Source organism: Pseudoalteromonas sp. Scap03 (genome assembly GCF_013393115.1).
In the GTDB taxonomy this organism is placed as follows: domain Bacteria; phylum Pseudomonadota; class Gammaproteobacteria; order Enterobacterales; family Alteromonadaceae; genus Pseudoalteromonas.
Window position 1 is genome coordinate 1,461,131 of the sequence record NZ_VDEU01000001.1, and the last position, 17,113, is coordinate 1,478,243.

General features: G+C 40.1%; 19 protein-coding genes. 14 read left to right on the forward strand and 5 right to left on the reverse strand.

The annotated features are described in order from the left end of the window. Positions 1 to 60: 60 nt before the first annotated feature. Complete coding sequence (locus FHG08_RS06600) at positions 61 to 1,218, reverse strand: hypothetical protein (protein ID WP_178955073.1); 1,158 nt, start codon at positions 1,216 to 1,218, stop codon at positions 61 to 63. A 214-nt stretch (positions 1,219 to 1,432) separates the two neighbouring features. Here FHG08_RS06600 and FHG08_RS06605 point away from each other — a divergent pair, with 214 nt between their 5' ends. The 3 genes from FHG08_RS06605 to FHG08_RS06615 all read left to right on the forward strand — a co-directional run bounded on the left by FHG08_RS06605 (position 1,433) and on the right by FHG08_RS06615 (position 3,169). After that, a complete protein-coding gene (locus FHG08_RS06605) occupies positions 1,433 to 1,939 on the forward strand; it encodes a DUF3087 domain-containing protein (RefSeq protein WP_178955075.1) in 507 nt (168 codons plus the stop codon). A 167-nt stretch (positions 1,940 to 2,106) separates the two neighbouring features. Continuing rightward, positions 2,107 to 2,556 carry a low molecular weight protein-tyrosine-phosphatase gene (locus FHG08_RS06610; protein WP_138608447.1) on the forward strand — a complete coding sequence of 150 codons (450 nt, stop codon included), beginning with the start codon at positions 2,107 to 2,109 and terminating at the stop codon, positions 2,554 to 2,556. Between the two features lie 100 nt (positions 2,557 to 2,656). Next, positions 2,657 to 3,169 (forward strand): hypothetical protein, encoded by a 513-nt coding sequence (locus FHG08_RS06615; RefSeq protein WP_178955077.1) that lies wholly within the window; start codon positions 2,657 to 2,659, stop codon positions 3,167 to 3,169. Between the two features lie 57 nt (positions 3,170 to 3,226). On the opposite strand, the gene FHG08_RS06620 is transcribed toward FHG08_RS06615, so the two are convergent. Continuing rightward, positions 3,227 to 4,324 (reverse strand): TonB family protein, encoded by a 1,098-nt coding sequence (locus FHG08_RS06620; protein WP_138608443.1) that lies wholly within the window; start codon positions 4,322 to 4,324, stop codon positions 3,227 to 3,229. A gap of 232 nt (positions 4,325 to 4,556) precedes the next feature. Between FHG08_RS06620 and ribA the strand changes: the two genes are divergently transcribed. The 6 genes from ribA to csrA all read left to right on the forward strand — a co-directional run bounded on the left by ribA (position 4,557) and on the right by csrA (position 10,946). Then, on the forward strand, positions 4,557 to 5,180 hold the full coding sequence (gene ribA, locus FHG08_RS06625; protein ID WP_010390804.1) for a GTP cyclohydrolase II: 624 nt from the start codon (positions 4,557 to 4,559) through the stop codon (positions 5,178 to 5,180). A gap of 400 nt (positions 5,181 to 5,580) precedes the next feature. Then, positions 5,581 to 6,369 (forward strand): BPSS1780 family membrane protein, encoded by a 789-nt coding sequence (locus tag FHG08_RS06630; protein ID WP_138604928.1) that lies wholly within the window; start codon positions 5,581 to 5,583, stop codon positions 6,367 to 6,369. Further along, positions 6,369 to 6,821 carry a regulatory protein RecX gene (locus tag FHG08_RS06635; protein ID WP_138604929.1) on the forward strand — a complete coding sequence of 151 codons (453 nt, stop codon included), beginning with the start codon at positions 6,369 to 6,371 and terminating at the stop codon, positions 6,819 to 6,821. The genes FHG08_RS06630 and FHG08_RS06635 overlap by 1 nt, the downstream gene beginning before the upstream one ends. Positions 6,822 to 6,840: 19 nt before the next feature. Further along, entirely contained in the window at positions 6,841 to 9,441 is a 2,601-nt protein-coding gene (alaS, locus tag FHG08_RS06640) for an alanine--tRNA ligase (RefSeq protein ID WP_178955079.1), read from the forward strand. A gap of 6 nt (positions 9,442 to 9,447) precedes the next feature. Then, positions 9,448 to 10,665: an aspartate kinase gene (locus FHG08_RS06645; protein WP_178955081.1), complete on the forward strand. Its 1,218-nt coding sequence runs from the start codon at positions 9,448 to 9,450 to the stop codon at positions 10,663 to 10,665. Between the two features lie 89 nt (positions 10,666 to 10,754). Further along, positions 10,755 to 10,946 (forward strand): carbon storage regulator CsrA, encoded by a 192-nt coding sequence (csrA, locus tag FHG08_RS06650; protein ID WP_004587515.1) that lies wholly within the window; start codon positions 10,755 to 10,757, stop codon positions 10,944 to 10,946. A 53-nt stretch (positions 10,947 to 10,999) separates the two neighbouring features. Here the strand turns inward: csrA and FHG08_RS06655 are convergent, their stop codons facing one another. The 3 genes from FHG08_RS06655 to FHG08_RS06665 form a co-directional block, all read right to left on the reverse strand. Beyond that, the gene (locus FHG08_RS06655; protein WP_178955083.1) at positions 11,000 to 11,467 is read right to left on the reverse strand and encodes a YcxB family protein; all 468 of its coding nucleotides are present in this window, start codon (positions 11,465 to 11,467) and stop codon (positions 11,000 to 11,002) included. 134 nt (positions 11,468 to 11,601) lie between these two features. Next, positions 11,602 to 11,793 carry a hypothetical protein gene (locus tag FHG08_RS06660; protein WP_008115136.1) on the reverse strand — a complete coding sequence of 64 codons (192 nt, stop codon included), beginning with the start codon at positions 11,791 to 11,793 and terminating at the stop codon, positions 11,602 to 11,604. A gap of 49 nt (positions 11,794 to 11,842) precedes the next feature. Beyond that, a complete protein-coding gene (locus FHG08_RS06665) occupies positions 11,843 to 12,016 on the reverse strand; it encodes a DUF1328 domain-containing protein (protein WP_002961939.1) in 174 nt (57 codons plus the stop codon). A 573-nt stretch (positions 12,017 to 12,589) separates the two neighbouring features. On the opposite strand from FHG08_RS06665, the gene FHG08_RS06670 reads away from it, so the two are divergent. The 5 genes from FHG08_RS06670 (at position 12,590) to FHG08_RS06690 (ending at position 17,082) form a co-directional block, all read left to right on the forward strand. Further along, positions 12,590 to 12,835, forward strand: coding sequence for an OadG family protein (locus FHG08_RS06670; RefSeq protein ID WP_178955085.1), 246 nt, complete (start codon positions 12,590 to 12,592; stop codon positions 12,833 to 12,835). 12 nt (positions 12,836 to 12,847) lie between these two features. Next, the gene (oadA, locus tag FHG08_RS06675) at positions 12,848 to 14,629 is read left to right on the forward strand and encodes a sodium-extruding oxaloacetate decarboxylase subunit alpha (RefSeq protein ID WP_010390815.1); all 1,782 of its coding nucleotides are present in this window, start codon (positions 12,848 to 12,850) and stop codon (positions 14,627 to 14,629) included. A gap of 14 nt (positions 14,630 to 14,643) precedes the next feature. Then, positions 14,644 to 15,774 (forward strand): sodium ion-translocating decarboxylase subunit beta, encoded by a 1,131-nt coding sequence (locus FHG08_RS06680; RefSeq protein ID WP_008115142.1) that lies wholly within the window; start codon positions 14,644 to 14,646, stop codon positions 15,772 to 15,774. A gap of 140 nt (positions 15,775 to 15,914) precedes the next feature. Further along, complete coding sequence (locus FHG08_RS06685) at positions 15,915 to 16,886, forward strand: aldo/keto reductase family oxidoreductase (RefSeq protein ID WP_178955087.1); 972 nt, start codon at positions 15,915 to 15,917, stop codon at positions 16,884 to 16,886. Positions 16,887 to 16,905: 19 nt separating this feature from the next. Continuing rightward, the gene (locus FHG08_RS06690) at positions 16,906 to 17,082 is read left to right on the forward strand and encodes a hypothetical protein (protein WP_010390817.1); all 177 of its coding nucleotides are present in this window, start codon (positions 16,906 to 16,908) and stop codon (positions 17,080 to 17,082) included. The last annotated feature ends 31 nt before the right edge of the window (positions 17,083 to 17,113 follow it).

Below are 17,113 nucleotides of genomic sequence, written 5' to 3' on the forward strand. Positions count from 1 at the left end.
TTTAAGCGCTCCTACATTTGTTATTTAATCGATATGTTAACGTTGAAAAAGCAAGCTATGTTAGAGCGCTAGTAAACTGTGCTCTAACATAGTTTGAATTTGTTTTACTATTTTAGCTTCGGTTTCGGGTTCAAACTGAGCAATTCGCGGGGTGTGAATATGCCCTGTCGGGATATCTGAGTTTAGCTGGTTACGAAGGCGAATACTTCGATACGAAATTTCGTTAGATAAATAACCACCGCCACCGCCGCGCACTGCAGTTGACTCTTTTAATTCGTCAAAACTGTTAGGCTCAAAGTCTTTTTTGAGGGTAATAACATGGCGGTTATCATTAATCGCAAAAGAGCCTTTTGCCTTTAGCATAGCGCTAACAGGTAAGCTAAACTCTACAAACTCAGTTCCGGGTAATGGGCGGTCGTGTAAGCTTGGAATGAGCGGCGCTGTTTTGGTACCGCCATATACTATATTGGCGTTGTCGGGGGCTGTTACACTGCGGCGCTTACCTGGAAAGCGCTCAAGATCAAAATCCTTACTACCCATACTAACGGTAACCACCATATCCACATTATTAAGTGCGTAATAAGGGGCAAGTAAGGACTCTATGATGCCCTGATCAAAGTCTTCATATCGCACAGGCACCATTACAGTGTTTATTTCAGCACTAATCCCTTTATAGTTTATTACTTGGCCATCAAGAAGCAACGCAGCTACGCCCGATGGGTTACTTTGGTTTATATTTCTATCAAGTAAAAATGGGTCAAACCCAGTTAGTAGTATCTTTTTAGTGGTGTTTTGTGAGTAGCTTAGGTCTGTGCGACCTCGGCTTCCGTTTTCTAGTAACGTTAATAACACTGTTTGCTGCGCGGTGCTCAGCGAAAATGCAGGTTTTGTGGTACGAATTATTTTACTTGATTGTAAGCGAGCCCAATAAAGTGCGCGATCATCTAAGTTTTGCGTTGTAGTGATGCGTTTTTTTGCACTAAACCATAATCGTTTTGAGTAGTCATTAACGGCATCTACGGCTTGTGCATAGCTTGAGAGTGACTTGAACTGCTGCTCAAATTGATTAACTTCGCTGGCAAAAGCGCTTAGTACGGCTGGCATCGCTTGGCTGGCTTTTTCAATTCGCAATTCTTCTGGGGTTAGCGGTGTGTTTAAATTGGCTAAAGTACTAAAAGAAGAAAATATTAAACTTGTGGCAATCAGTGTTTTTATCATGATGTTCCTATACTAAGTCGTATTTGTTGCCTACTATCCTATGCCTAATAAGTGGGTGCAAATAAAATCGTTGGTTGGTTTTATGTTGAAAGCAGTATAAAACAGGCGCTAAATCAAAAACTACGGGTATTTTATTAAAAAAGAGTCTTAACTCTGTGATGGGTTTAGCTACAATGGGGCTGTGTATTTTTTAGTTTTTTACTTTTAGGCAGCTATGCAACTTATTCAAATAGATAAAGCACGTTATCGTAAACATTTAAATCGCGTTATTGTCGGCTGTGCAGCAGGTTTAGCTGTGGGCAGTTTAGCAATTTCACAAACCTTAATTGCATTATTTCCCGATGAAAGTGGTAGTCATTTTCATTGGAACTTATTAGGCGTAATTGTTACGAGTATTGGCATTGGCTGGTTGTTAAATAAATACCGAACACATCCTTTTATGACCGAGGTGGTGTATGTGTGGGAGCTTAAAAAAGCGCTTAATAAAATCACTCGTAAAATGGCTAAGCTAAAAGCGGCGGGACGAGAAGGTAACCCCGATGCATTATTGGCGATTCAATATAGTTATGCGGGCTCACGATTATTATGGCAGCTTGACGATAACACCATCACTATGGATGATTTAGCGATTAAACAAGCCGAGTTAGATAGCGTTGCGGCCAAGTTCAACTTAACCTTAAATGCTGATGACTACAATGATGCAATTTTAAAGCAGTTTTAAGTTATAGGGATTGCAAAAATCATAACCCTCTAAGGCCTTCTGCTTTTTTCTTACGTATGAAAAACACGTATGTTTAGTGCTTAAGCAACTGGAAGGCTAGCAAAAACTATTAGCCTCATTAAAATAACGTTTATTACTGATTTTTTGCAAAAGCTTGGGAGTCATAAGTGAAAAGAGTACTAATAGTGTGTTTGGGAAATATATGCCGTTCACCTACCGCAGAGGCGGTATTAAAAGCTCGCGCTAAAAAGTTAGGTATTGATCTGCTAGTGGACTCGGCAGGGACTATTGGTCATCACGAAGGTAATCAACCAGATAGGCGCTCAATGCAGGCTGGTGAAAAACGCGGTTATAGTTTTAAAGGTATTTTTTCGCGCAAGGTGCGTAGTAGTGATTTTAGCGAGTTTGACCTTATTTTAGCAGCCGATAAACAAAACCTGTCGGATTTAACCGCACGTTGCCCTGAACATTTGCAGTACAAGCTTGCGTTGTTTTTAGAGTATGGCGAGCAAGCACAAAGCGCAATTCCCGATCCTTACTATGGCGGTGATGATGGCTTTGAAAAGGTACTTGATTTAATAGAGGCCGCCAGCGATAACATACTGGCTAAGATTTAATCCCTATTTTTATTATTAAAGTTAAATTTAACAAGCTTTTTTTCGTATTGCACTGCGTCCCTAAAGTAAGTACATTTTATGCTCACTCAGAGGGGAACTTATGAAAACAAAAATATTACTACTCGTTTTATCCATTGCTTCTTACTCTAGTGCTGCCAACGAGATTAGTTTTTCGGTTGGGGGAGGCTATCCTTATTTAGTTATTCCTGAAGTGTCTTTATCATCTAACGACAACACACAGCGCTGGTATGCAAACTATAAACTAGGCCTAGATGATGGATTTTCAGCAGGTTTTGAACAAGCAGTAAGTGATAATAAAAAGCATGCTTTTGGTGCACTTGTGGGCGCTATTGGCGCAAGAGATACTGATAAAAAGTGTGAAAGTTCAACAAATGACGATATAGCAAGTGAATTTGGTAATATTATAGGTTGTGCAATTAGCGGTATTTTTGATGAAGAAACCACTAACGGTGTAGGGCTTACTTACAGCTATAACTTTAATGGGTTAAACAACTCCGGTTTTAGACTGGAATTAGATATAGGCTACGGAAAAGCAAGTGATAGTAACGAAAAAAGAGCGGATGGCGGTATTAGTTTAAGCTATGAATTTTAACTGCTCTGAGAATAGCAATTGAAGCAAAAGGCGCTCATCGCGCCTTGTTATAGTTAGTTAACGTTTTACTTTAAAATCGAGCTGTACTTTAGAAGTTGCTGCAACCGCTTTTCCATTTTCAAATTTAGGGGCATAGCGCCATTGCTCTAATGCTTCTACTGCCGACTTTTCAAAGGCCAAGCCACCCTCAGAGCTAAGTACTTGCAGATTTTTTACAAAGCCAGATTCATTGACTTCAAACTCCATAACTACGCTGCCATCTTTGCTAAATCGCGCTTTGTTTTTAGGGTATTTAGGTTCAACGCGGTATAGTGGTGTTTGCTCTTGGCTTTCTTTCCACGGCACCATTTTAGCTATCGCGATACAGTGTTTAGTGGCTTCATCACTTTTGCCTTGTTTTTCATACAAGCCAATTAATCTTGAATGTGCGGTAAGCTCGGCGGTGTGATCGTAATTTAAGTTTTCATCAAATACCTTTACTACGCGATTAAGTCGTTCAATTGCTTGAGTGTATCTTTTTCTACCCTCAGCAAACGACGCCATTAAAAAGTCAGCTTTTATTCGTTCAACCGAGTTTTCAGGTAAGTTAGCTTGATAGTACTCATCGGCTTCTTCTAAGTAGTTTTTAGCTTCATGGTATTTTTCGTAGCCGAATTTATTGGCTAATATGGTTGCCGCTTCTAATTTCATGTCAGCCAAAAATTTAGGTTTGTTTTGCGTATTTGCTATTGCAATCACTTGATCTAAATAATAATCCGCTTTTTGAGCTGAGGGCGCAAAATTAGCCATACCAACTAAAGAATCAACGGTTTCTAACGATTTTTTACCATGGTTATTAACAGAAATAGTATAGGCTTGCTGGTAAAGTGAAAAACGCTTTTCAATCCATTTTTTGCCATAGCCATTAATTGATTTTGCATAGTTAATAGCTAAGTTTGCGGTGTTATCTGAATTATCACCGTAAACAGATTTACCTAATGTATAAGCACGCTCGGCAGTTTGTTGTACATTGTCTGCAGCTTTAACCGCATCCAGGTAACTTTGATAAGCATTGTTAAATTCTACTTGAGAGGTAGTTACTTGCTCTGCCTGTGAGGTGGAACACAGTACTGATAAACTTAAGCCCATCAGTAATACACGTTTATTTAGTTTCATAATGATCCCTATTATTTGTCGGTGGTAAATTAGCAAATCCTTATGTGTATGTCATCATTTTAGGTAAACCAAGGTAAATATGCGTTGCTAATATATTTATGCTTACATATTGAAAATAGCCGCTGTCGTCGCAATATATTTGACATTACTTAGGGTGTACTACGATCCAATTTTGAACTTTTGTGATATTATCACTTTATCGTGTCGTAGTTTTTTAATATTTGGATTGGTCGTGGCGCAAGTAAGAGCAAGAGTCCAGCTTAATGTTGGCAAAAATAGTGATATTCCTGCAGAAATTATCTCGTTTAGTGGCTTAAAAGATGGCCAAGAGCATGTTGCTTTAGTATTTAATAACGCCGATACCCAGCAAGGTGTCCCACTTATTCGTATGCATTCTGAATGTTTAACCGGTGATGTATTTCATTCGTCACGCTGTGATTGTGGTGAGCAGTTAAACGAGTGTATTGAAATGATGCATGAGCAGGGCGGTATTTTACTTTATTTACGCCAAGAAGGGCGTGGTATTGGTTTATATAATAAAATTGATGCGTATGTACTGCAATCACAAGGTATGAATACTTACGAAGCTAATAACCATTTAGGTTTTGCTGATGACTTACGTGACTTTTCAGATGCAGTGTTAATGCTCAATGCGCTTAATTTAAAGCACGTTAAATTAATGACTAATAACCCTAAAAAGCTCAATGCATTAAAAGATGCAGGTATAGAAGTTGATTCTGTTGTGGGTACTCATGCTCACATTAAAGCTGGGCTTTCAGGTAATAAAGCGTATTTAGAGACAAAGATTAAGCATGGCTCTCACATGCTAGATATTAAGAAAATTAAAAAACCTTAGGGTCTGTTGACCTTTCAAGGTTAAATTTTCAGCAGTCTGTTTGGTATTTAGGCAAGGCAGAGCCTATGTGGTGTGGTTATTCCCCATAAATATGCGATAACGCAGCATCAATGCCAAACAGGCGCTGCCCGAAGGGTTCTGCCTAGGGGCGATTTACTCTTTGTTGCCTACATGGATGTAGGTAAGGGGCGTGAGCAGGACGCGGAAGCTTTGCTCGGTTTTGACTTAGCCCACTAGGTTACAAACCTCGCGCCGCGATTAAATCGCCCCTAGTTTGAACAAATTTTAATCCGTAAAGGGCAGCAGACCCTAATATTAACGGCATTTATCGCCGCCACCTATGTAATACCAACCAGCGCCGAGTTATACTCGGCGTGTTTTGTTTTAATTAAGAGCAAGTATGTCTACACAATTACGAATTTTTAAAGCGGATGCGGCATTAAAATGGTTTAAAGCGGGTTGGCTAATTTTTAAAACTCAGCCATTAACTTTTATTTTTATGCATTTGTTTATTGGCATTGTTGGCTTGTTGTCGTTATTTTTGCCGGTATTACAAATAGCTGCAGCATTGGCTACACCATTTTTAACCGCTGGTTTTTATCAAGCCGTGCTTACCAAGCAGCAGGGCGGAAAAATTATGTTAGCCGACATTTTGAAGCCCTTTTCAGCCAAAGGAAATCGGTTAGGCTTATTTCGCTTAGCGCTTTATCAAATGGGGGCCGGTATTTTAATTGCCCTGCTTGCCAATGGGTTATTTGCTGATGCAATGGCGGTTATGACACAGCCAGACCTAGATCCAAACACCGCCGTTAGCCAAATGCTTGAGAGTATTTCGCTTGCAAACGTGGCATTGTTTTTAATTGCGCTCTCAATTTACTTTACTTCGTTTGCCTACGCAGTACCGCTGGTTTATTTTAATAAAGAGCAACGTATTTTAAATGCCTTAAAAAGTTCGTTTATGGTGTTTTATTATAATATTTTACCATTAAGTGTTTATGGTATTATTTGCGCATTATTAATGGTGGTGTCGATGTTCTTATCGCTACTACCGCTGTTGATTTTAATGCCAATTTGCTACATTAGTTTCTTTGTATCTTATCAGGCTATTTTTATGCCCGTTGTGCCACCAAGTGATGACAGTAACATTAAGCCTTTAAGTAGCGAGCAAAGCGGGCGCTTTGACGCTTAATGGATGATACATTAAAACAAAAGTTAAAAAACTATGTGCTTTGGTTACTAGGAAGGCAAGAGTATTCGCGCCGAGAGTTAACTCAAAAGTTACAGCAAAGAGAAGCAACCGATGAATTCATAGAAAACCTGCTTGATTGGTGTGAAAAGCACAACTTTATTAACGAGCAGCGTTACTGTGAAGGGTTTGTAAGAAAACACATATTTAAATGCCATGGCTTAAAGCGAATTCAAAGTGAAGCCATGAGTAAAGGGATTGATAGAGCACTGCTTGAAACAGTGGTTGATGAGCTGGAAATAGATTGGTTTGAGCTCGCGCAGGAAGCGTACAACAAAAAATATTCAACGACACCGGCAAACCTCGAGTACAAAGAAAAAGCTAAGCGCGTGCGCTACTTAATGTATCGAGGTTTTAGCTATGATCAAATAAATTTTGCAATGCAAGCACAGTAAATACAGGTGAGACTTTCACATGCAGCACATGACTACCGCACAAATTAGGCAACAGTTTTTAGACTTCTTTGCCAGCAAACAACACCAAGTTGTTCCTTCTAGTTCGCTTATACCGGGTAACGATGCCACGTTGTTATTTAATAATGCCGGTATGGTGCAATTTAAAGATGTATTTTTAGGCGCCGAAAGCCGCCCTTATACACGCGCAACTAGCTCTCAGCGTTGTGTGCGTGCTGGTGGTAAACACAACGATTTAGAAAATGTTGGTTACACAGCACGTCACCATACCTTTTTCGAAATGCTAGGTAATTTCAGCTTTGGTGATTACTTTAAGCAAGATGCAATTAAATTTGCGTGGGAGTTTTTAACTGAGGTTGTAAAACTACCAAAAGAAAAGCTGTTAGTGACCATTTACCATGATGACGAAGAAGCCTTTGGCTACTGGGCTAACGATATAGGTTTACCTGAAGATCGTATTATTCGTATTGCAACGAGCGATAATTTTTGGTCTATGGGTGATACCGGCCCTTGTGGTCCATGTTCTGAAATATTTTATGATCACGGTGAGCACATTTGGGGTGGTCCTCCGGGCACTCCTGAAGAAGATGGCGACCGTTTCATTGAAATTTGGAACTTAGTATTTATGCAATACAACCGTCAAAGTGACGGGACTATGGAGCCACTTCCTAAGCAATCTGTTGATACTGGTATGGGCCTTGAGCGTATTTCAGCTATTTTACAAGGTGTGCATTCAAACTACGAAATCGATTTATTCCAAGGCTTAATTGCCGCCGCTGCAAGCGTTACTAATGCACAAGATATGGATGATAAATCGCTTCGCGTGGTGGCGGATCATATTCGTTCGTGTGCGTTTTTAATTTCAGATGGGGTTATGCCATCAAATGAAGGCCGTGGTTATGTATTGCGTCGTATTATTCGTCGTGCAGTACGTCACGGTAATAAGTTAGGTGCTAAAGGCGCGTTTTTCTATAAATTGGTTTCTGCACTTATTGAGCAAATGGGTCAAGCGTACCCAGAGCTTGCTAAGCAACAAGAAATTATTGAAAAAGTACTGCGTATTGAAGAAGAGCAGTTTGGTAAAACGCTTGAGCGTGGTTTAGCTATTTTAGAAGAAAGCTTGAGTGATTTAACCGGGGATGTGATCCCAGGTGACTTAGTATTTAAACTTTACGATACCTATGGTTTCCCTGCCGATTTAACAGCCGATGTAGCGCGTGAGCGCCAAATGACCATTGACCATCAAGGTTTTGAAGCATGTATGGCAGTGCAACGTAAAACAGCACAGCAAGCGGGCAAATTTGGTGCAGATTATAACGAGCAATTAAAATCAGACAAGCATACTGATTTTAAAGGCTACGATAGTAATCATTACCGTGGCACTGTGGTAGAAATTTTTGCCGGTGGCGAATCGGTATCGTTATTAGAAGATGGTCAGCAAGGTATTATTGTTTTAGACCGTACTCCGTTTTACGCTGAATCAGGCGGCCAAATTGGTGATAGCGGTACAATTACTGTTGCCGGTGGTGAGTTTAATGTAACAAATACCACTAAATTGGGTAATGCTTTTGCTCATCATGGAACAGTTCAAGGGCGTATTGGCGTTAACGATAAAGTGGATGCGACTATTGACGATGCGCGTCGTGAAAGCATTAAGAAAAATCACACAGCTACGCACATTTTACATGAAGCATTGCGTCAGCTTTTAGGTGAGCACGTATCGCAAAAAGGCTCACTTGTGCAGCCAGAACGCCTGCGTTTTGACTTCTCACATTTTGAAGCAGTGACCAAACAAGAACTGCGCGAAATTGAACGTGTAGTAAATGACGAAATTCGTCGTAACTTTGCACTTAACACTGAGCTAATGGCAATTGATGATGCTAAAGCAAAAGGTGCTATGGCATTGTTTGGCGAAAAGTACGATGACGAAGTACGTGTAGTAACCATAGGTGATTACTCAATTGAGCTTTGTGGTGGTACACACGTAGAGCGTGCAGGTGACATTGGTTTATTCAAAATTGTATCTGAAAGCGGTATTGCTGCCGGTGTTCGTCGTATTGAAGCGGTAACCGGTGCAGAAGCAATCGCGTATGTTAATGAACAAGAACAGCAATTAGCAGATGTTGCCGCGCTTGTAAAAGGTGACAGTGCGTCAGTACTTGAAAAAGTAACTGCCTTACTTGAAAAGTCGAAAGGACTTGAAAAGCAAGTTGCCCAACTTAACGATAAACTAGCCAGTGCGGCAGGTGCATCATTACTTGATTCAGTGGTTGAAATTAATGGGGTTAAATTGTTAGTTGCCAACGTTGAAGGAACTGAATCAAAAGCGCTTCGTGGCATGGTTGATGACCTTAAAAATAAGATTGGCTCAGGCGTTATTGCTTTAGGTGTTGCCAGCGGTGATAAAGTAAGCCTAATTGCGGGTGTAACTAAAGACTTAACCGGTAAAGTAAAAGCGGGTGAGTTAGTTAACCACATGGCAGGCCAAGTAGGTGGTAAAGGCGGCGGTCGTCCAGATATGGCGCAAGCAGGTGGTTCTGAGCCACAAAACTTAACTGCAGCACTTGATAGTGTAACAGCTTGGTTAACTGAGCGTACTTAAGCTTAAGTGGCACTTATAGTTCAAAAATTTGGCGGCACTTCGGTAGGCTCAATAGAGCGTATTGAAGCGGTCGCCGACCTTGTTGTTAAAACTAAGCAACAAGGCCACCAAGTGGTGGTGGTGCTTTCGGCAATGTCGGGAGAAACCAATCGCTTAATTAATCTTGCCAAACAAATCGACTCTCGCCCGAGTGGTCGTGAACTCGATGTATTACTCAGTACCGGTGAACAAGTCTCTATAGCTTTATTAGCGATGGCGATTATTAAACGCGGCCATTCTGCGGTAAGCTTGTTAGCCGATCAGGTGAATATATTAACCGATAACATGTTCGGTAAAGCCCGTGTAGAAGACGTGGCTGCAACGCGTTTAAAACATGAACTTGAACATAACCGTATTGCTATTATTGCCGGCTTTCAGGGGCGCGATATTGAGGGCAACGTGACTACGCTTGGGCGTGGTGGCACCGATACCTCTGCAGTTGAAATAGCGGGTGCAATAAAAGCGGATGAATGTCAGATCTATACTGATGTTGATGGCGTATATACAACAGATCCTCGTATTGAACCTAATGCACGACGTTTAAGCCATGTAACCTTTGCCGAAATGCTTGAGCTGGCTAGTTTAGGTGCTAAAGTGCTACATATTCGCTCTGTAGAGTCGGCTGGTAAGCACAATGTACCATTAAGAGTGTTATCTAGCTTTAAACCTGATGAAGGTACATTAATTAGTTTTGAGGAGAGCGATGTGGCGAGTAACGTTGTGTCGGGTATTGCATTTAATCGAGACGAGTGTTTGATTAAGGTACATGGAGTACCGCAAGGCACAAAAGCGCTTGCAAAAATTTTGAAACTTTTTGCAGATAATGGCATCGAAATAGATATGATTAATCAAATTAATCATAAAGTTGAAAAAGTCGACTATGCTTTTACTGTGCATTTAAATGATTATTTAAACGCACTTGATTTGTTAGCGGCTGAGCAACAGCAATTTGACGCACAGGCAATTGACGGATTAACTAATGTGGCGAAAGTGTCAGCTGTGGGTATGGGGATGAAATCTCATTCTGGAGTGGCGAGTTTATTTTTTGATTCGTTAGCACAAGAGAACATTGATGTGATGTTTGTTTCAACCTCAGAGATAAAAATTTCAGTTTTAATAGATGAGAAATACCTTGAACTGGCTGTTCGTGCATTACATAAGACATTTTTAACAGAAAATGAATAGATTGAGAGTTTTTACTTACTTTTTAGTCTAATTTTAATTAAAATGTGTTGCGGAATCTTATAATTTTATTGGAACATGGGAGCAAGAGAATGCTAATACTAACTCGTAGAGTAGGCGAGACCCTTATGATTGGTGACGAAGTAACCGTTACTGTTCTGGGTGTTAAAGGAAATCAAGTTCGTATCGGTGTTAACGCACCTAAAGACGTATCAGTTCATCGTGAAGAAATTTACATGCGCATACAAGCTGAAAAGTCTAACCCTAATCCGGGCAATGCTTAATCAAGATAATATAAAATGTGTTAGTTAAAAACTATGACATTTATAAAAGCCACTCACTGAGTGGCTTTTTTGTTAATAAAATCAATGGTTTCTTCGTTGAGTATTGCCTTGGAAATGTACTGCATACCGCTTTTACTTTTTAACAATAGGCCGCAATCTGTAGTAATCACTTCATTAATGTCGTGCCAAGCTAACTGGTAATTCTTGTAATGATTGGTTGATTTTATTCCGTCCTCGTCGAAGGTGAGAGTGACTTCAGAACCAGATGCTCTGCTAAGCATTTGCCTTGTTACCCACCAAGGACGACGATAATAAAAAGCAATGCACTCAAGTAAAGCTAACATAAGCAAAAATGTACCAAGGTAATGATCGCCTAAACCATAAATGCCAAATAGCCCTAATATCACAAGTAGCGCCAATAAAAAGTATTTAGGTTGTGCACGCTTACTATAAGGCAGCGATTGGTCGAAGCATTCATAAAAATAAGGTTTATCGAGTTTATAAGTTGTTGTAAAGACCATGTGTTTGCACTTAAAAGCTATTTTTTATTATTTTAGCCTAATGCGCAGCTTAAAAGGGGAAATGACTAGAAACTATTTATATTTTAGGCATAAAAAAACGACCCGTAGGTCGTTTCTTAGCTAAATAAATAATATTAGCAATTTGTCTCTTCGGCATTAACGCCTTCTTTTACTTCTTCACAGGTATCTTCTACCTTGTTTTGAACATCTGTCACGGCTTCGTCAATACGCTCACCGGCTTCTTCTGCATGATTGTCTTCACAACCCATAATAAATGCACTTGCGAATAGACCAATAGCTGCTGCTTTAAGTGTTGATGATTTCATAATGTAATTCCTTGTATATAAATTTAAAAAGAGGTTCGTTGTTTCTTATCTACCTGGGGCTTTTACCACGTAAAGCGCCAGAGACAAGTGAAATAACCAGTAAAACTAAAAAGATAAAAAATATGATCTTAGCAATTCCTGCTGCGGCTCCTGCAATACCACCAAATCCTAAAACGGCTGCGATTAGTGCGATCACCAAAAATGTAATTGTCCAGCGTAACATTGTCATCTCCTTGATTTATCTAAGTGTTAAAGTGTTGTTTTTATATAAGCGAGTAATGTGCCAGTATTTCATTTTGTTTTAAATCAATGGTTTATTTCGGTTTTTCGCGATTGGCTTTATACTGAGTTGGTAATTTTTACGATCTTATCGGTAACTTATTCACAGTTGTCTCTGATGAGATAATAAATAGTTGTTGCTGCTCTTTGTTTTGGTAAGACCAATTAACATTTGTTTTGAAGGTTATTAGTGGGTTAGTACAATAGGTTTGTTTTATATGTGTTTTTACAAAGTATTAGTGCTGTCTCTTATACACATCTGACGCTGCCGACGATCGCATAAGTGTATAGGCTCCGGTCTCGTGGGCTCGGAGATGTGTATAAGAGACAGCTATATATCTGGGTTAAATAAGCTATTTTAGGTGGTGTTAACCTTATTGGTGATATGTTACTTTTAGATTAATTGGTTTTACCAATTTACAATGTGTAGACAAAAGAATAGTTTTTGTTACTATTGGTGAATAGTTATTTAAATAAACCGATTTTTTATGTGTTTGGTTTTAAACAGGGGAGAATTATGGATATAGGGGCTTTACTCACAACTGCAGGCAATTTAATGCTAACAGGCATGGTGGGTGTGTTTGTATTTCTTTCTTTATTGATTGGTGCAGTGACACTCATGTCTAAGCTGGCTAGCAAGTTTTCTCAGCCAGAACTAGCAGCATCACAGAGAACACCATCTTTTAAATCTCAAGGTGTGCCAAATGAGCACATCGCTGCAATTAGTGCTGCCATTGCTCAGTACAAAACAAATAATAATTAGAGGAGCATACCAATGGCTAAATTAAAAATAACAGAACTCGTACTTCGTGACGCACATCAGTCGCTCTTAGCTACCCGCATGCGATTAGACGACATGTTACCTATTGCAAAAAAAATTGATGACGCAGGATATTGGTCTATAGAATCTTGGGGTGGAGCTACCTTTGATTCATGTATTCGTTATTTAGGTGAAGATCCATGGGAGCGTATTCGCGCGCTTAAAAAAGCGATGCCAAATACACCACAGCAAATGCTACTTCGTGGTCAGAACTTATTGGGATATCGCCATTATGCTGATGATGTGGTTGAGAAGTTTGTTGAGCGCGCCCACAAAAATGGCGTAGACGTATTTCGTATTTTTGATGCCATGAATGATGTACGTAACTTAGAAACTGCCATAAAAGCGGCGGTTAAAGTAGGGGCACATGCGCAAGGTACAATTTCTTACACAGTAAGCCCTGTACATACATTAGATATGTGGTTAACACTTGCTAAGCAGCTTGAAGAATTAGGTTGTCATTCAATTTGTATTAAAGATATGGCGGGATTGCTTAAGCCTTACGATGCAGAAGAACTCATTAAAGCGTTAAAAGAAACGGTTTCCATACCTATTGCAATGCAATGCCATGCAACAACGGGTTTAAGCACCGCTACTTATCAAAAAGCGATTGATGCCGGCATTGATATGCTCGACACAGCTGTATCGTCTATGAGTATGACTTATGGTCATTCAGCAACTGAAACAATTGCTGCAATCGTTGAAGGGACCGAGCGTGATACCGGGCTTGATTTAAACCACCTAGAAGAAATTGCCGCTTACTTTAGAGACGTACGTAAAAAGTACGCTGCGTTTGAAGGCAGCTTAAAAGGTGTCGATGGCCGAATTTTATTAGCCCAAGTGCCAGGTGGTATGTTAACTAACATGGAAAACCAGCTTAAAGAGCAAGGTGCTGCTGATAAACTAAACGAAGTGCTACTTGAAATTCCACGAGTACGTGAAGATTTAGGCTTTATTCCACTCGTTACACCTACCTCACAAATTGTTGGTACTCAAGCGGTATTAAATGTACTCACTGGTGAGCGTTATAAAACCATTACCAAAGAAACTGCTGGCGTATTAAAAGGTGAGTATGGTTCAACACCTGCACCAATGAATAAAGAGCTTCAAGAGCGCGTACTTGATGGCAGTGAAGCAATTACCTGTCGCCCTGCAGATATTATTAAACCTGAACTTGAAACTTTAGAAGCTGAGTTAAGCAAGCTTGCGCAGGAGCAAGGGCTAACTTTAGCCGATGAGCAAATTGATGATGTGCTTACCTATGCATTATTTCCACAGATTGGTTTGAAATTTATTAAAAACCGTAACAATCCTGATGCATTTGAGCCTGTTCCTAGCGCTGATGATAACGCCAATAAAGCACCTGAAAAATCAGCGGCAAACAATAAAAGCGTTAAGGCAGAGCAATACAGCGTTAAAGTAGACGGTAAAGTATACGATGTCGTGGTTGCTCAAGGTGGTGAGCTAAAAGAGGTGACGTTAAAAGACTCAGAGCATATTCCACAGTCAGCATCGGTTGCCTCGGGTGAAACTCTAAATGCACCACTGGCCGGTAATATTTTTAAAATTAAAGTAAAACCCGGTCAGGTAGTCAATGAAGGTGATGTGGTAATTATTATGGAAGCCATGAAAATGGAAACCGAAGTACGCGCCATGCATACCGGTACGATTGCTGAGGTGCTTGTTTCTGAGGGCGATTCAGTGTCAACCGGCGATGCAATGATTGCACTAGCTTAAGGAGTAAATAGAGGATGGATGGTATTTTAAACCTCTGGCATGCCACAGGCATTGCTAACTTTACATTTCCTGGGCTGATCATGATTGCCGTTGGTTGTTTGCTATTATTTTTAGCAATTGCCAAAAACTTTGAGCCGTTATTACTACTGCCCATTGGTTTCGGAGCTATTTTAACTAATATTCCAGTAGCTGGTTTATCAGATCCAGGTGGCTTACTTTACTATGTGTATTATGTTGGTATTGATACCGGTATTTTTCCGCTATTAATATTTATGGGAGTGGGGGCCTTAACTGATTTTAGTGCCCTGATTGCCAACCCGCGTATGTTGCTATTAGGTGCGGCAGCGCAGTTTGGTATTTTTGCGACGTTATTTGGCGCTATTTTACTTAACTTTATTCCGGGATTTGAATTTAGCTTACAAGATGCTTCTGCAATTGCGATTATTGGTGGTGCAGATGGGCCAACCGCTATCTTTTTAGCGTCAAAGCTGGCCCCAGATTTACTGGGCGCTATAGCGGTGGCTGCGTACTCGTACATGGCGTTGGTTCCTATTATTCAGCCACCTATTATGCGTGCGTTTACAACGCCTGAAGAACGTAAAATTCAAATGCCAGAACTGCGTAAAGTATCTAAAAAGGAAAAAATTATTTTCCCACTGATGGTGCTTACCTTAACTGCTATATTCTTACCTGCGGCAATTCCGCTGGTTGGTATGTTCTGTTTAGGTAACTTAATGCGTGAGTCGGGTGTAGTTGATAGGCTCAGCAACAGTGCGCAAAACGAAATCATTAATATCACCACCATATTTCTAGGACTTGCAGTGGGCTCTAAGCTTGCTGCCGAGCAGTTCTTAACAGTAGAAACTATTGGTATTTTGGTACTGGGTGCACTGGCGTTTGCTATTGGTACAGCCTCAGGTGTATTTATGGCTAAAGGCTTAAATAAGATATCAAAAACCCCCATAAACCCATTAATTGGTGCTGCGGGTGTATCCGCTGTGCCTATGGCAGCACGTGTTGTTAATAAGGTTGGGCTTGAAAATAACCCGCATAACTTCTTATTAATGCATGCCATGGGGCCTAATGTTGCAGGGGTGCTTGGTAGTGCTGTTGCGGCAGGTATTTTACTCGCTCTTGTGGGTTAAATATAATTTAGACTCAACCTATTAGCGCAGTTTACTGCGCTTTTTTTTTGCATAAAATTCACTGTTTTGACTTAAGCGGTTTCTTGTATAGGGTTTTTTGTTTAAAGTAATCACTCTTCATTTTTTAAAGGGCTGTCAAAATGTTACACACTCCGCTGGCAAAATATCTCCCGAATGTAAGCAAACTTGTTTTTGGCTGTATGGGTTTGGGAGGCGCATGGAATAAAGATGCGATTACCAGTGCGCATTTACAACAAACTCATTCATGCATAGATGCCGCCATTGAAGGCGGAATTAATTTTTTCGATCATGCTGATATTTATACCTTAGGCAAAGCCGAACATGTTTTTGGTCAAGCTTTGGCTGAGCGACCAGAACTTAGAGAGCAAATGTATATTCAGTCTAAGTGTGGTATTCGCTTTGCTGATGATCAAAACCCACAACGTTATGACTTTTCAGCTGATTGGATTGAGCGCTCGGTAGAAGGCTCATTAAAACGATTAAATACTGAATATTTAGATATACTTATGTTGCATCGTCCTGATCCTTTAATGGAAGTAGAGGAAGTTGCACAAGTATTTAGTTGTTTAAAAGAAAGTGGCAAAGTGCGTCATTTTGCGGTGTCTAATATGTCGCAATATCAAATACGGTTTTTGCAACGCGCTTTAGATATGCCGATTGTGGCCAATCAAATCGAAGCGAGTTTACAAAAACATCAATGGGTTGATGAAGGCGTTTATGTGGGTAATGCCGATGGCAAGGATATTAACTTTACCCCAGGCAATATTGAATATTGCCGTGAGCATGAAATTCAGATTCAAAGTTGGGGCAGTTTATGCCAAGGCTTATACTCTGGTGGTGATTTATCAAAGGCCTCGCCTGCAGATATTAATACCAGTATTTTAGTCAGTAAGCTTGCCATACTTTATGGTACAACAGCAGAAGCTATCGTATTAGCATGGCTGCTGCGCCACCCAGCATCAATTCAACCAATTATTGGCACTACTAACATAGAGCGAATAAAAGCATCCTGTGATGCGGTTAATGTTAACTTAAGTCGTGAGCATTGGTATGAGCTATATATCAGCGCGAAAGGCTGCGCTTTACCATAACCTAGTGTAGGGTGATGATATGAACATATTTGTTATTTTAATTAGCTTAGTCATTGCTTTGGTGATCATTATTCCGTTACTGGAAAAATACCAAAGTAAAATGGGGCTTGAGAGCGCTACTAAATATAGTAAGTATATCTGGCCACTGGTGATGATCTCTTTGGTTGTGCAGCTTATTTATGTACTCGTAAATTAACTCTGAAATCTAGCACCAAGCAGCTTAGATA

Excerpts from the sequence above, each read along its gene's own strand:
- FHG08_RS06600 (WP_178955073.1), bottom strand. The coding sequence starts at position 1,218 with ATGATAAAAACACTGATTGCCACAAGTTTAATATTTTCTTCTTTTAGT.
- FHG08_RS06605 (WP_178955075.1), top strand. The coding sequence starts at position 1,433 with ATGCAACTTATTCAAATAGATAAAGCACGTTATCGTAAACATTTAAAT.
- FHG08_RS06615 (WP_178955077.1), top strand. The coding sequence starts at position 2,657 with ATGAAAACAAAAATATTACTACTCGTTTTATCCATTGCTTCTTACTCT.
- FHG08_RS06620 (WP_138608443.1), bottom strand. The coding sequence starts at position 4,324 with ATGAAACTAAATAAACGTGTATTACTGATGGGCTTAAGTTTATCAGTA.
- FHG08_RS06630 (WP_138604928.1), top strand. The coding sequence starts at position 5,581 with ATGTCTACACAATTACGAATTTTTAAAGCGGATGCGGCATTAAAATGG.
- FHG08_RS06635 (WP_138604929.1), top strand. The coding sequence starts at position 6,369 with ATGGATGATACATTAAAACAAAAGTTAAAAAACTATGTGCTTTGGTTA.
- alaS (WP_178955079.1), top strand. The coding sequence starts at position 6,841 with ATGCAGCACATGACTACCGCACAAATTAGGCAACAGTTTTTAGACTTC.
- csrA (WP_004587515.1), top strand. The coding sequence starts at position 10,755 with ATGCTAATACTAACTCGTAGAGTAGGCGAGACCCTTATGATTGGTGAC.
- FHG08_RS06655 (WP_178955083.1), bottom strand. The coding sequence starts at position 11,467 with ATGGTCTTTACAACAACTTATAAACTCGATAAACCTTATTTTTATGAA.
- FHG08_RS06660 (WP_008115136.1), bottom strand. The coding sequence starts at position 11,793 with ATGAAATCATCAACACTTAAAGCAGCAGCTATTGGTCTATTCGCAAGT.
- FHG08_RS06665 (WP_002961939.1), bottom strand. The coding sequence starts at position 12,016 with ATGTTACGCTGGACAATTACATTTTTGGTGATCGCACTAATCGCAGCC.
- FHG08_RS06670 (WP_178955085.1), top strand. The coding sequence starts at position 12,590 with ATGGATATAGGGGCTTTACTCACAACTGCAGGCAATTTAATGCTAACA.
- oadA (WP_010390815.1), top strand. The coding sequence starts at position 12,848 with ATGGCTAAATTAAAAATAACAGAACTCGTACTTCGTGACGCACATCAG.
- FHG08_RS06680 (WP_008115142.1), top strand. The coding sequence starts at position 14,644 with ATGGATGGTATTTTAAACCTCTGGCATGCCACAGGCATTGCTAACTTT.
- FHG08_RS06685 (WP_178955087.1), top strand. The coding sequence starts at position 15,915 with ATGTTACACACTCCGCTGGCAAAATATCTCCCGAATGTAAGCAAACTT.
- FHG08_RS06690 (WP_010390817.1), top strand. The coding sequence starts at position 16,906 with ATGAACATATTTGTTATTTTAATTAGCTTAGTCATTGCTTTGGTGATC.